This window comes from Teichococcus aestuarii (genome assembly GCF_003116135.1).
Classification (GTDB): Bacteria; Pseudomonadota; Alphaproteobacteria; order Acetobacterales; family Acetobacteraceae; genus Pseudoroseomonas; species Pseudoroseomonas aestuarii.
In genome coordinates this window covers 113,127-126,497 of record NZ_PDOA01000003.1, presented here as the reverse complement: position 1 = coordinate 126,497, position 13,371 = coordinate 113,127, and the positions used below count along the sequence as shown (strand labels likewise).

Genomic DNA, 13,371 nt, shown 5'->3' with positions numbered 1-13,371 from the left:
CAGGTCAGCGAGTTGCAAGGCTCGCCTCCCGCCGCGGAACCGGCGCGGACGGGTCGGCCGAGGTCATGCGCAGCGGCACGGGCGGCGGCAGGCTGCCGGGGCTGGCCGGCATGTTGGGCATCGGCACCGCGCGCGGCAGGGGCCGGGGCTGCACGGGCGCCGGGCCGGGCTGCGGCGCGCGCAGCGCCGGGGCCTCGGGCGCCGCGGCCGGGCGCGGCGCGCTGGCGCGCGGCGGCTCGGCCGGGCGGCTGGCGGCGGGCGAGACGGCGGGCGCCGCCGCGCGGGCGCTGGCGGTGGCGGCGCGCGGCCGGCCCGGCTGCAGCGGGATCTCGGTGGCGGCGACGATCGCCGGGTTGGCCGGGTCCTCCGGCACCAGCCCCAGGATGGGGGCGATGCGCGAGATGACGGTGTGCGCCGCCGGCGCCGCCACCCAGCCGGCGGTGGCGTAGCCATGGCTCTTGGCGTTCGGCGTCGGCTCGTCGACCATGACGTAGAGCGCGTAGCGGGGCGCCTGCATCGGGAAGGCGCCGACGAAGGCGGCGATGCGCTTGTTCATGATGTAGCCGCCGCGCGGGCCGGTCTTCTGCGCCGTGCCGGTCTTGCCGCCGACGAAGTAGCCCGGCACCTCGGCATTCTTGCCCGAGCCGTCGGTGACGACGAGGCGCATCAGCCGACGCATCGTCTCGCTGTTCTGCTCGCTGATCAGCCGCGTGCCCTCGCGCACCGTGCCGGGCGGCTGGGCCAGCAGCGTCGGCGCCCGCAGGATGCCGCCATTGGCGATGGCGGAGACGCCCGTCACCACATGCAGCGGCGTGACGCTGATGCCGTGGCCGAAGGAGATGGTGAACATGTTGATGTCGCGCCAGGAATTGGCGGGCGGCACCAGCGGCGCGGCGGCTTCGGGCAGCTCGATCGGCGTGCGCGCCAGCATGCCGGCGCGCTTGAGGAATTCACGCTGCCGCGCCGGCCCGAAGGTGGCCGCCATGTGCGCGGCCCCCAGGTTCGACGAGTAGGCGAGCATCTCGGGGAAGGTGATCCAGCGATTCTTGCCCTTGTAGTCGCTGATCGTGAAGCGGCCGTAGCGGATCGGGCGGGAGGCGTCGAAGCTGCTCGTGTTGACGTTGGCGGTGCCGTATTCCAGCGCCGCCGCGGCGGTGAACAGCTTGAAGGTGGAGCCCGGCTCGTAGACGCCGACCGTGGCGCGGTTGAAGCGCTGGTCGGGCGTGGCGCCGCCGATGTCGCCCGCGTCGTAGTCGGGCAGGCTGACCATCGCCACCACCTCGGCGGTGTTGATGTCGAGCACCACGCCGGCGCCGCCGATGCCGCTGAAGTCGCTGATCGCCTGGCTCACCGCGTCGCGGAGCGCGAGCTGCACGCGCACGTCGATCGAGAGCTTCAGCGGCGTGTCGCGCTCGGTGCGCAGCCGCTCGTCGAAGCGGCGCTCGATGCCGGAGAGGCCGTTGCCGTCCACGTCCACATTGCCGAGCACGTGCACGGCGGCGCGGCCCTGCGGGTAGTAGCGGCGCTCCGCCTCCTCGAAGTCGAGGCCGGCGATGCCGAGGTTGATGATGCCCTGCTGCTCGCGCGGGGTCAGGGCGCGGGCGACGTAGACGAAGCCGCGGTCCCCCGAGAGGCGCTCGATCAGCCGGTCGCGCTCGATCTGCGGCAGCACCGTGCGGATGCGGTCGGCGACGTGCTCCTTGTTCTCGATGACGCGCGGATTGGCGATCAGCGCCGTCACCGGCAGGGAGATGGCCAGCATCTCGCCGTTGCGGTCGGTGATCGGCGCGCGGCTGGCGGCGTGCTGCGCGGGCGGCTGCAGCGCGCGCACCGCGGCGTTCAGCCGCTTCGGCTCGGCCGGCATCACCACGGTGGACCAGGTGGCCTTCGCCGCCACGGCCAGGAACAGCGTGCCGAAGCCCAGCGCCGCGATCACCAGCCGGCCGCGGCTGCGCTCCAGCTGCGCGCGGCGGGCGAGGTCGGGCTGGGTGACGCGCACGACCACGCCGGGCGCCGGCGGCGCCGGCTCCTCATGCCCCACCGGGGCCTGCCGCGGGTGGCGGAGGGGCGGGGAATCGGGCGAGGGAGGCGGGACGTGCGGCATGGGGGGTTACTGCCTCCAGGCACCGGGCGAAACGGGAACGGGAGCGGCCAGCGGCACCGGCGGGGCGAGACCGCCGCCGGCCATGCCGAGGGCGGAGCCGCCTACGGGCGGGGCGAGGGGGCGCGGGGCCGGCACATGCGCGGCGCGCAGCAGCGGCACATGCGCCTGGGCCGGCCGGGCCTGCGCGGCCATCCCGAGCGAGGTCGGCGCAGCCTGGCGCGCCGCCGGTGCGGCGACCGGCGCACGCGGCGCGGGCGCGCGGTGCGGCGCCTCCACCCGGCTGGCGGCGACGGCGAGGCTGGAGGCGGGAGCGGAGACGGGGCGGATGACCGGCTCCGGCGCGGCGCGCGGCGACTCGGCCGGGCGCGCCGCGGCGGGGCGGTGATGCGTCTCGGCGGTGGTGCGCGGCGCGGCCACGGCGCTGGAGACGGCGCCGACCGCGGCGGCGGCCAGCACCGCCGCGCCCGCGGCACGGGCGGCCGCCGGCGGCTGCGGGGCGGCGGCCTGGACCGTGCCCTGGGTGGCCGGCTGCGGCGCGGCGGGTGTGGCCGCGGCCACCGCCACCTCGGGCGCCGAGCCGAACAGGCTGACCGGCCCGGCGAAGGCCACCGCCTGCGGCAGGCGCCGCTCCAGCTCGGCCATGCGCACGAACTGGTCGGGGGTCATGGTCTCCAGCGTCAGGTGCCGCTGCGCCACCTGACGCAGCCGCTCCGGCTCGTTCAGCATCGCCCATTCGGCGCGCAGCACCTGGGTCCGCTCCCGCGCCTGCTCGATGCGGCGGTTCAGGTCGCGCATCTCGCGGTCGAGCTGCGTCGCGGCTTCCTCGGCACGGTAGACGTGCCAGCCGACCAGGCTGAAGGCAGCGATGGCGACCACGGTCAGGGGGCGGAACATCAGGCCTCCTCCAGCTTCTCAAGGGCCCGCAGGCGGGCGGATCGGGCGCGCGGGTTGGCCGATGTCTCGGCGTCCCCCGGGCGCTGGGCGTTGTTCGTGACGAGGCGGAACCCCGCGCGCGTGACAGGGGCGTGCATGGCGGCCGGCGTGTGGCGCGAGGCGCCGGGCGCGCGGCCGGCGGCGGCCTGCATGAAGCGCTTCACCAGCCGGTCCTCCAGCGAGTGGAAGGCCACCACCACCAGCCGGCCACCGGGGGCCAGCAGCTTCGCGGCGGCGGCAAGGCCGCGCTCCACCTCGCCCAGCTCGTCATTCACCTTCAGGCGCAGCGCCTGGAAGGAGCGGGTGGCGCTGTCCATGCCGGAGGGGTCGCGCGGCATCACGGAATGGATGACCTGCACCAGCCGCCCCGTCGTCTCGATCGGCGCCTCGCGCCGGGCGGCGACGATGGCGCGGGCGATGCGGCGGGAATGCCGCTCCTCGCCCAGCTCCCACAGCACATTGGCGAGGTCGGCCTCCGGCAGGCGGTTCACCAGGTCGGCGGCGGAGGGGCCGGCCTTCTCCATCCGCATGTCGAGCGGGCCGTCGAAGCGGAAGGAGAAGCCGCGCTCCGCCTGGTCGATCTGGAAGGAGGAGACGCCGAGGTCGAGCACCACCCCGTCGACCGCCGGCACCGAAGCCTCGGCCAGCAGCGTGCCCATGTCGCCGAAGCGGCCCTCATGCAGGTGCAGCCGGCCAGCGAAGGCATCGCGCAGCGCGGCGCCGCGGGCGATGGCATCCGGGTCGCGGTCGATGGCGTGCAGGGTGCAGGGCGCCGCCTCCAGAATGGCGCGGGCATAGCCGCCGCCGCCGAAGGTGCCGTCGACATAGATCCCGCCCTCGCGCGGGGCGAGCGCGGCCAGCACCTCGGCCAGCATGACGGGGACATGGCCGCTCATGCCGCGCCCCGCGGCGTGGCGGGCAGGGTCATGCCCTTCGCGGAGGCGTTCTGCCGTGCCGCGAGATTGCGCTGCCGCCCGGCGGCGGGCTCCCACATCTGGAAGATGCGGCCCAGGCCGATGAAGGCGATGGAGTCGCTCAGCCCAGCATGGGCGATCAGCTCCTCGGGCAGCATGATGCGGCCCTCGCCATCCGGGCGCATGGGATAAGAATCGGCGAAGAGGGTGGCGGCGAGGTCGTCATGCTCGTCGGAAAACACTTCGAGCTGTTCCAGCTTGCCCGTCTCGGCCTCGAAGGCGGGCATCGGCCAGGCCTCCAGGCAGGAATGCTTGTGGGAAGGGCGCAGCACCAGCTCGTCGCTCCCCAGCCGGGTGAGCTCCGCACGAAAGGGCGCAGGCACGGAAACCCGTCCCTTGCGGTCCAGCCGATTGGTGTGTGTCCCCATGAACCGGGTCATCTGGCCGCCCTGTCCCCCTGCGGCGGTGATAAAGTCCCGGCCGGAAAGCGGCCGGCGAGGCCCCCCGACCCCGCCGGCTCACCCGACCATCCCCTTCACGACTCCCTCGCCCCCCCGAGCTACGGATCGTTCATGGGATAAGTTGGGATATCATGGGTTCAGTTTGGGCAGCAAGGGTAAAACCCCCGCCAAAGCCCATCCCGAACACAGGGAAAACATTGTCTTATCCAGCGCACCTTCGGCGCTGTGTTACGACTGTTCGGATTGTGAGTCGGATTGGGGAGTGTGCGTCAGATGGCCTGTAAGCCGGGTTCTGTCCGGGCAGGCGGCAAGCCACCTGCCCGGGGCGACCATTCCTCTGGGACATGCCTTGCGGCATGCCTCTCGCGGCCAACCCGGGTGGCGGGGCGGGAACGCCCCTGCGGCCGAGTCCCTCGCGGAACTCCCGCCGGCCACCCCTATTCGGCCTTGCTCCCGGTGGGGTTTACCGTGCCACCCCTGTTGCCAGGGGCGCGGTGCGCTCTTACCGCACCGTTTCACCCTTACCAGCGCGGCAAGCCGGGCTGGCGGTCTGATTTCTGTGGCACTTTCCCTGAGGTCGCCCTCGCCGGCCGTTGACCGGCACCGTATTCCCGTGGAGCCCGGACTTTCCTCCAGCCCCGGAACCTGCCCGGAGCCAGCGGCCGCCCGGCCATCTGACGCGGCGGTCCTGTGCGCCGGCGGCGCCGGGAAGTCAATGCGCCGCGGGTGCCCGGCGCCGGGGCCGGCTCAGGCCGGCGGATACAGCGCCGCCACGGCTTCCAGCCGCCGCAGGGTGCCGGCATCGGCCCGGCCATCGACGGTTTCCTGCCGCCAGCGGCGCTGGAAGGCGGCCAGCGCCAGTTCCGGCCGGGCCGGGTCCACCGGGTAGCCGATGCGGGCCAGCAGCGGCAGCGCCCGCGCCACGCCGCCCGGCGCCGGTGCCGTTTCCGCCCCGGTGATGCCGCGCGGCCACAGGCCGACGCCGTTGGCGGCCAGCCCTTCCCAGTCGAACAGCTCGCCCGGGTCCTGCTTCCGGTCGGGCGCGATGTCGCTGTGGCCGACCACGTTGCAGGGCGGAATCGGGTGGCGCGCCAGGATGTCGAGGCAGAGCTCGGCCACCGCCGCCATCTGCAGCGCGGGGAAGGGGCGGTAGCCCCATTCATGGCCCGGATTGGCGATCTCGATGCCGATGCTGCGGCCGTTCAGCGTCTCGTGCCCGCGCCAGAAGGAGATGCCGGCATGCCAGGCGCGCCGCCCCTCCGGCACCAGCCGCCAGATCAGCCCGTCCTCCTCCACGAGGTAGTGGCAGGAGACGCGGGGCAGCGGCGGCGGCGGGGCGGGGTCGCAGAGCCGGTCGAGCGCGGCGGCGGCGCTGGCCATGCCGGTGTAGTGCAGCACCAGCATGTCCACCGGCACGCCCTCGGGGCGCGAATCGTGGTTGGGGCTGGCGCGGTCCCGGCAGGGCAGGGCGGTGTCCAGAGAGGCTCCCGGGAGGGTCTGCCCGGCCGCTGCCGCCCCCCTCAAAGATTGCGCTCCCGCTTGATGCGGTCCCAGGCGGCGTTGATCTCGGCCACCTTGTCGGAGGCGCGGCGCACCTGCTCGGGCGGCACGCCGCGCGCGGCCAGGCTGTCCGGGTGGTATTCGCGCATCAGCTTGCGCCAGGCCTGGCGCACCTGGTCGTCCGTGGCGGCCGGCGGCACGCCGAGCACGGCATAGGGGTCCGGCCCGCGCGGCCGCACCAGGGCGGACTGCCCGGCCTGGGCACGCGCCTCGCTGGCATCGTCCAGCCGGAAGCTCTGCCGCACCTTCGCCAGGAACACCGCCTCGCTGCGCGTCATCGGCCCGTCGGCGCGGGCGATGTGGTGCAGCGCGGTCAGCACCTCCTCCAGCATCACCCTGTTGTCGGCGAAGGCCTCGCCCATGCGGTTGGCGAAGGGCTCGTAGCCGCCCGGCTCCTCGCGCGCCTTGTCGAACAGCAGCCCCACCTCCCGCTGGCTCTCGGGCGGGATGCGGAAGGCGCGCTTGAAGGCGTCGATCTCCTCACGCTTCACCGCGCCATCCACCTTGGCCAGCTTGGCCGACAGCACGATGACGCCGATCGAGAAGAGCTGATCGCGGTTGGTGATGCGGGCGATGGCCTCGGGCCGGCTGTCCAGCTCCGGCAGGCGCGTTGCCCCCTCGTCGGCCGCATGGCCGAGCGCCGCCCCGACCACCGCGCCGAACGGCCCGCCCATGGCGAAGCCCGTCACGCCGCCGAGGATCTTGCCCCACAAACTCAAGGCCCGCCAGCCTCCCGCCTTCGTGCTGTCAGCCTCTCCCTACCATGCCCGGGGGCAGCCTGCCATTGCCTCCGGTGGCGTCTCGGCCCTTGCATGGCGCGCCGCCGGGCGCCACACGGAGGCGGCGAGAATCGGAGAGCACGGGATGACCGCAGCGGGCTGGCAGTTCTGGGTCGATCGGGGCGGCACCTTCACCGATATCGTGGCGCGCGATCCCGCAGGGGCGCTGTCCACGCGGAAGTTGCTGTCCGAGAATCCGGGCCGCTACCGCGACGCGGCGGTGGCCGGCATCCGCGCCTGCCTCGGCCTGCCCGAAGGCGCGCCGATTCCGCCCGGCACCATCGAGGCGGTGAAGATGGGCACCACGGTGGCCACCAACGCCCTGCTGGAGCGCAAGGGCGAGCGGGTGCTGCTGCTGGTCAACCGCGGCTTCGCCGATGCGCTGCGGATCGGCAACCAGGCCCGGCCGCGGCTGTTCGACCTCGACATCCGCCTGCCCGAGCTGCTGCACGAGCGCGCCGTGGAGATCGGCGGCCGCATCGCCGCCGACGGCACCGAGATCGAGCCGCTCGACGAGGGCGCCGCCCGCGCCGCGCTGGAGGCCGGCTTCGCCGACGGCATCCGCGCCGTGGCCATCGTGCTGATGCATGCCTGGCTGGCGCCGGAGCATGAGCGGCGGCTCGGCGCCATCGCGCGGGCGGTGGGCTACACCCAGGTCAGCCTCAGCCACGAGGCCTCGCCCTTGCCGCGCATCGTGCCGCGCGGGGACACCACGGTGGTGGACGCCTACCTCTCCCCCATCCTGCGCCGCTATGTGGAGCAGGTGGCGGAGCAGCTCCCCGGCGTGCCGCTCTACTTCATGCAGTCCTCCGGCGGCCTGACGCGGGCGGAGAAGTTCCAGGGCAAGGACGCCATCCTCTCCGGCCCCGCGGGCGGCATCGTCGGCGCCGCCCGCACCGCCGCCATGGCGGGACTGGAAAAAATCATCGGCTTCGACATGGGCGGCACCTCGACCGACGTGGCGCTCTATGCCGGCCAGTTCGAGCGCGCCTTCGAGACGGTGGTGGCGGGCGTGCGGATGCGCGCGCCGATGATGGCCATCAACACCGTGGCGGCGGGCGGCGGCTCCATCCTCTCCTTCGACGGCGCCCGCTTCCGCGTGGGGCCGGAGAGCGCCGGCGCCGTGCCCGGCCCCGCCTGCTACCGGCGCGGCGGCCCGCTGACGGTGACGGACGCCAATGTCATGGCGGGCAAGATCCAGCCCGCCCACTTCCCGCCGATCTTCGGCCCGAACGGCGACGAGCCGCTGGACGCCGTGGTGGTGCGCGAGAAATTCGCGGCGATGGCGGCCGAGATCGCCGCCGCCACCGGCCAGCCGCGGCAGGACCCGCGCGCCGTGGCCGAGGGGTTCCTCCGCATCGCCGTCGCCAACATGGCGCAGGCCATCAAGCAGGTCTCCATCCAGAAGGGGCACGACCCCGCCGGCCACGCCCTGCAATGCTTCGGCGGCGCCGGCGGGCAGCATGCCTGCCTGGTGGCGGACGAGCTGGGCATGGAGACGGTGTTCATCCACCCCTTCGCCGGCGTGCTCTCCGCCTATGGCATGGGGCTGGCCGACCAGAGCGTGATCCAGGAGGCCGCCATCGAGGCGCCGCTGGCACCCGAGGGGATGGAAGCGCTGGCGGAGCGCATCGCCGGGCTGGAGGCGGAGGGCCGCGCGGCGCTGGAGGCCCAGGGCGCCGAGCCCGCCCGGCTGCGCGCCGAGCCACGCCTGCACCTGCGCTACGCCGGCACGGACAGCTTCCTGCCCGTGCCCTTCGGCGACCACGCCACGGTGCTCGCCGCCTTCACCGAGGCGCATCGCCGCCGCTTCGGCTTCGCCACGCCCGAGCGGCCGGTGCTGGTGGAGGCCTGCGTGGTGGAGGTCATCGCCCCCGGCGAGGCGGTGGAGGAGCCCCGCCTGCCGCCCCGCGCCGCGGGCGAGGCGCCGGCGGCGGTGGACACCGTGCCGCTTTTCACCGGCGGCACCGAGCACGCGGCCCCGGTGCTGGACCGCGAGGCGCTCCGCGCGGGCGACCGCATCGCCGGCCCGGCGCTGATCCGCGAGCGCACCGCCACCACCGTGGTCGAGCCCGGCTGGACCGCCGAGGTGACGCCGCTCGACCACATGATTCTCCGCCGCACCACGCCGCGGCCGAAGGCGGAGACGGCCGAGGCCGGGGACGGCGCCGCCGCGCGGCCGGACCCGGTGCTGCTGGAGCTGTTCAACAACCTGTTCATGAGCATCGCCGAGCAGACCGGCACGGTGCTGCAGAACACCTCGCTCAGCGTGAACATCAAGGAGCGGCTGGACTTCTCCTGCGCCATCTTCGACGCCGAGGGGCGCCTCGTGGCCAACGCCCCGCACGTGCCGGTGCATCTTGGCGCCATGGGGCAGAGCGTCCGCACCGTCATCGACAGCCGCGGCGCCACGCTGAAGCCCGGCGACGTGGTGGCGCTGAACAACCCCTACAATGGCGGCACCCACCTGCCGGACATCACCGTCATCACCCCGGTCTTCGACGAGGCGGGGAGGGAGATCCTGTTCTTCGTCGGCAGCCGTGGCCACCACGCCGATATCGGCGGCCTCACCCCCGGCTCCACGCCCCCCGATTCCCGCACGCTGGAGGAGGAGGGGGTGGTCATCGACGACTTCCTGCTCGTCGATGGCGGCGCCTTCCAGGAGGCGCCCTTCCGCGCCCTGCTGGCGGGCGCGAAGTACCCGGCGCGCAGCCCGGATGTGAACGTGGCCGACATCAAGGCCCAGGTGGCGGCCAACGAAACGGGCGTGCAGGAGCTGCGCCGGGCGGTCTCGCAATTCGGCCTGCCCACCGTGCGCGCCTATATGCGCCACGTGATGGACAATGCCGAGGAGGCGGTGCGGCAGGTGCTGGACCGGCTGCAGGACGGCGAATTCGCCTACACCATGGACGATGGCGCGCCGCTGCGTGTCGCCGTGCGGGTGGACCGCGCCGCGCGCCGTGCCACCATCGACTTCACCGGCACCGCGCCGCAGCGCCCCGGCAACTTCAACGCCCCCGAGGCGGTGACGCGCGCCGTGGTGCTCTACTGCTTCCGCTGCCTGGTGGGCGAGGACATCCCGCTCAACGATGGCTGCCTGGTGCCGCTGGAGATCGTGGTGCCGCGCGGCTCCTTCCTCTCGCCCGAGCCGGGTGCCGCGGTGGTGGCCGGCAACACGGAGGTCAGCCAGAACACCGCCAACGCGCTGCTCGCCGCGCTCGACGCCTGCGCCTGCGCCCAGGCGACGATGAACAACCTGCTCTTCGGCGACGACCGCTACCAGTACTACGAGACGGTGTGCGGCGGCACCGGCGCGGGGGAGGGGTTCGACGGCGCCTCGGCCGTGCAGACCCACATGACCAACACCCGCATGACCGACCCCGAGATCCTGGAGCTGCGCTACCCGGTGCAGCTGGAGGAGTTCGCCATCCGCCGCGGCTCGGGGGGGCGGGGGCGCTGGCGCGGCGGCGATGGCGCGCGGCGGCGCATCCGCTTCCTGCGGCCGATGCAGGCCATCATCGTCGCCAGCCGGCGCGAGGTGCCGCCGCACGGGCTGCATGGCGGCGCCGACGGCGCGCCCGGCCGGCAATGGGTGGAGCGGCTGGACGGCACGGTGCAGCCCCTCGGCGGGCGGGACCGCGCCGAGCTCGCCGAGGGCGAGGTGCTGGGGCTGGAGACGCCCGGCGGCGGCGGCTGGGGCGCGGCGGGGGAGGCCCGGTCCGGCTGATGCCACGGCCCGCGCCATCCGCCCCGCCCGGGCGCGGCCGCTGGCTGGCCCTGGGCGCGCTGGCGCTGCTGCCGCTGCTGGTGCTGGCCGGCCTGTGGTTCGGCCCGCGCCTGACGGACTGGAACGAGCACCGCGACCGACTGGCCATCCTCGCCGCCGGCCGGCTCGGCCAGCCGGTGACGCTGGCCGGCCCGGTGCGGCTGGCGCTGCTGCCGCAGCCCATGCTGGAGGCGGGCGGCGTCACCATCGGCGGGCCGGATGGCGAGATCTCGATCGAGGCGCGGGCGCTGCGGCTGCGGCTGGATTGGGCTGCCCTGCTGCGGCTGGAGCTGGAGCCGCGCGAGGTGGCGGTGGTCGGCGCCGAGATCCGCCTGCCCTGGCCGCCGGCGCCCGGCCAGCCCTTCCGCCCGCCACCCTGGCTCACCGGGTTGCAGGGCCGCATCCAGGATTCCCGCATCATCCTCGGCCAGGTGGCGCTGGAGCAGGTGGAGGCCGATCTCGCCGCCGGCGGCCCGGCCGATGCGCTGCGCATCGACGGCCAGTTCCGCTGGCGGCAGACCGAGGTGGCCTTCGAGACCACGCTCGGCCGCCCGGGCTGGGATGGCATCGCGCCGCTGGCGCTGACGCTGAGCGGCGCCCGCGCCTCCGTCTCCGCCAGCGGCGTGCTGCTGCCGGAGGGTGGCTTCGAGGGCAGCCTGCAGGGCGGCGGCAGCGACCTCGCGGCGCTGCTGCCGGCGCCGCCGGGCAGCTTCCGGCTGCGCGGCCGGCTCAGCGTCACGGCCGAGCTGCTGGCGGCGGAGGATCTGAGCCTCGACATCGCCGGCAGCCCGGCGCGCGGCGCCGCCACGCTGCGCGTCAGCCCCGTGCCGCGCCTCGACATCGCGCTGCAGACCGGCCGGGTGGAACTGGACCCGTGGGTGGCGGCGCTGCGTGGCGCCGGCGGGCCGCCCCTGCCATTCGGCCTGGACCTGACGGCGGAGGCCGCCCAGCTGCGCGGCGTGACGCTGCGCCGGCTGCGCGGCGCCCTCTCCCTGGATGGCGAGCGCCTGACGCTGACCAATATCGGCGCCCTGCTGCCGGGCGACACCGAGATCGAGCTGGACGGCGCCACCACCGGCCGGCCCGGCGCCGGCCGGCTGGAGGCGGCGCTGCGCTTCCGGGGCGAGGGGCTGCGCGCCACCCTCGCCGCCCTTGGCCTGCCGCTGGAGGGCACCGATCCCTCCCACCTGCGCCGTGGCGAGGGCAGGCTGCGCCTGACGCTGGACGAGAACCAGGCGGCCATTCCTGAATTCACCGCCACGCTGGACGGCAACCGGGTCTCCGGCGCCGGGGTGTTGCGCTTCGGCCCGCGGCCGGCGCTGGGACTCGGGCTGAATTTCGAGAAGCTGGCGCTGGATGGCTGGCTGCCATCCGGCATCGGCTGGCCTGCCATCCAGGCGCGCCTGGCCGGCATCGACGCCAATCTGCGCCTCTCCGCCGAGCAGGCTGAATGGCGCGGCCTGACCTTCCAGGGCCTCTCCGCCGACGCCGCGCTGGAGAATGGCCGCCTCACCGCGCGCCGCCTCGCCGCCCGCCTGGCGGAGAGCGAGCTGGCCCTCTCTGGCGTTGCGCAGCTCGGCCCGGCACCGCGGCTGACCGACCTGGCGCTGGAAGTGAGCGCTCCCGTCGCGGCGCCGCTGCTGGCGCTGCTGCCCGGCGGCTGGCCGGACCACATGCCGATCGCGGGGGCGCCACTCTCGCTGCGGCTCTCCGGCAGCGGCCCCGCCGGCGCGCTGGCGCTGCGCGGCGGGCTGGAGCTGGGCGACCTGCGGGCGGAGCTGAACGGCACGCTGGACCTCGCCCTGCCGCGCTACGCCGGCGCGCTGACGCTGCGCCACCCGGGCGCGCCCCGCCTGCTGGCGGAGCTGGCCAGCCTCGCCCTGCCTGGCTGGCTGGATGAGGGCTCGCTCTCGCTCATCGCCAATGTCGCGCTCTCGCCGCAGGAGCTGACGGCGGAGAATTTCGACCTGGTCGCCGCCGGGCTGCGGCTGAGCGGGCAGCTCAGCCTGGCGCAGGGCGCGCGCCAGCCACGCCTGACCGGGCGCGTCTCGGCCGAGCGGCTGCTGCTGCCGGGCCTCGACTGGCGCTCGCGCGAGCCGATGGTGCTGGAAGGGCTCCAGCTGCTGGATGCCGAGCTGGCGCTGGCGGCGCAGCGCGTGGAGCCGGTGGGGCTGCCGGTGCTGGAGCAGGCTTCCGCCACGCTGCGCCTGCAGGATGGCACCCTCGCGCTGGAGGGCCTCCGCGGCCAGCTTGCCGGCGGGCGCCTCTCCGGCGCGCTGCGGCTGGACGGTGCCGCCAGCCCGCCCACCCTGGCCGTGCAGGGCAATGTCTCGGGTGTCGCCCTGACCGGCCCGCTCACCGGCCTGCCGCTCGACCTCTCGGCCGGGCGGGTGGAGGGGGAGGTGCGGCTGCGCGCCACGGGCCACAGCCCCGCCGCCCTGCTCGCCACGCTGGAAGGCCAGGCGCGGTTCTCGGTGCGCGACGGCATCCTCGCCGGCGCCGACCTGCGCGGGGCCCTGGCCGCCGCCGAGCGTACCGATTCCGGCACCGCCGAGGCCGGGCTGCGGGCCGCGCTGGGCGATGGCGCAACCGCCTTCGAGGCATTCGACCTCGCCGCGCGCATCCAGTCCGGGCGCGCGGTGCTGGAGCAGGGGCGCATGGCCATGGCCGAGACGGCTGGCGCCACCCTGGCCGGCGAGGTGGACCTGGCACGGGCTGGCATGGACCTGATGCTGGCGCTGCGCGACGCGGAGGGGCCGGAATTCGGCCTGCGCCTGACCGGGCCGCTGCCCCTGCCGCGCCGTGTTCCGGAGCTGGCGCCCTGGCTGCGCTGGCGGGCGGAGCGCTGAGCGCC

At 74.8% G+C, this 13,371-nt stretch carries 8 protein-coding genes and 1 other RNA gene; 2 read left to right on the top strand and 7 right to left on the bottom strand.

The features are described 5' to 3' along the window. Positions 1 to 4: 4 nt before the first annotated feature. The 7 genes from CR165_RS06025 to CR165_RS05995 all read right to left on the bottom strand — a co-directional run bounded on the left by CR165_RS06025 (position 5) and on the right by CR165_RS05995 (position 6,691). Positions 5 to 2,104 carry a peptidoglycan D,D-transpeptidase FtsI family protein gene (locus tag CR165_RS06025; protein ID WP_109516076.1) on the bottom strand — a complete coding sequence of 700 codons (2,100 nt, stop codon included), beginning with the start codon at positions 2,102 to 2,104 and terminating at the stop codon, positions 5 to 7. Between the two features lie 6 nt (positions 2,105 to 2,110). Further along, on the bottom strand, positions 2,111 to 2,998 hold the full coding sequence (gene ftsL, locus CR165_RS24900) for a cell division protein FtsL (RefSeq protein WP_181378017.1): 888 nt from the start codon (positions 2,996 to 2,998) through the stop codon (positions 2,111 to 2,113). Further along, on the bottom strand, positions 2,998 to 3,933 hold the full coding sequence (gene rsmH, locus CR165_RS06015; RefSeq protein ID WP_109516075.1) for a 16S rRNA (cytosine(1402)-N(4))-methyltransferase RsmH: 936 nt from the start codon (positions 3,931 to 3,933) through the stop codon (positions 2,998 to 3,000). Before rsmH ends, ftsL begins: the two co-directional genes overlap by 1 nt. Continuing rightward, complete coding sequence (mraZ, locus tag CR165_RS06010; RefSeq protein WP_109516074.1) at positions 3,930 to 4,391, bottom strand: division/cell wall cluster transcriptional repressor MraZ; 462 nt, start codon at positions 4,389 to 4,391, stop codon at positions 3,930 to 3,932. The genes rsmH and mraZ overlap by 4 nt, the downstream gene beginning before the upstream one ends. A 286-nt stretch (positions 4,392 to 4,677) precedes the next feature. Next, positions 4,678 to 5,090, bottom strand: an RNA gene (gene rnpB, locus CR165_RS06005) — RNase P RNA component class A. Between the two features lie 69 nt (positions 5,091 to 5,159). After that, positions 5,160 to 5,816 (bottom strand): N-acetylmuramoyl-L-alanine amidase, encoded by a 657-nt coding sequence (locus CR165_RS06000; RefSeq protein WP_109516391.1) that lies wholly within the window; start codon positions 5,814 to 5,816, stop codon positions 5,160 to 5,162. Positions 5,817 to 5,932: 116 nt separating this feature from the next. Continuing rightward, positions 5,933 to 6,691, bottom strand: coding sequence for a TerB family tellurite resistance protein (locus CR165_RS05995; RefSeq protein WP_109516073.1), 759 nt, complete (start codon positions 6,689 to 6,691; stop codon positions 5,933 to 5,935). A 145-nt stretch (positions 6,692 to 6,836) separates the two neighbouring features. Between CR165_RS05995 and CR165_RS05990 the strand changes: the two genes are divergently transcribed. Beyond that, positions 6,837 to 10,478, top strand: coding sequence for a hydantoinase B/oxoprolinase family protein (locus CR165_RS05990; protein WP_109516072.1), 3,642 nt, complete (start codon positions 6,837 to 6,839; stop codon positions 10,476 to 10,478). Beyond that, entirely contained in the window at positions 10,478 to 13,366 is a 2,889-nt protein-coding gene (locus CR165_RS05985) for an AsmA family protein (RefSeq protein WP_109516071.1), read from the top strand. Before CR165_RS05990 ends, CR165_RS05985 begins: the two co-directional genes overlap by 1 nt. Positions 13,367 to 13,371: the final 5 nt, after the last annotated feature.

What these genes read in the sequence shown, in the direction of transcription:
- CR165_RS06025 (WP_109516076.1), bottom strand. Translation starts at nt 2,104, where the DNA reads ATGCCGCACGTCCCGCCTCCCTCGCCCGATTCCCCGCCCCTCCGCCAC.
- ftsL (WP_181378017.1), bottom strand. Translation starts at nt 2,998, where the DNA reads ATGTTCCGCCCCCTGACCGTGGTCGCCATCGCTGCCTTCAGCCTGGTC.
- rsmH (WP_109516075.1), bottom strand. Translation starts at nt 3,933, where the DNA reads ATGAGCGGCCATGTCCCCGTCATGCTGGCCGAGGTGCTGGCCGCGCTC.
- mraZ (WP_109516074.1), bottom strand. Translation starts at nt 4,391, where the DNA reads ATGACCCGGTTCATGGGGACACACACCAATCGGCTGGACCGCAAGGGA.
- CR165_RS06000 (WP_109516391.1), bottom strand. Translation starts at nt 5,816, where the DNA reads ATGCTGGTGCTGCACTACACCGGCATGGCCAGCGCCGCCGCCGCGCTC.
- CR165_RS05990 (WP_109516072.1), top strand. Translation starts at nt 6,837, where the DNA reads ATGACCGCAGCGGGCTGGCAGTTCTGGGTCGATCGGGGCGGCACCTTC.
- CR165_RS05985 (WP_109516071.1), top strand. Translation starts at nt 10,478, where the DNA reads ATGCCACGGCCCGCGCCATCCGCCCCGCCCGGGCGCGGCCGCTGGCTG.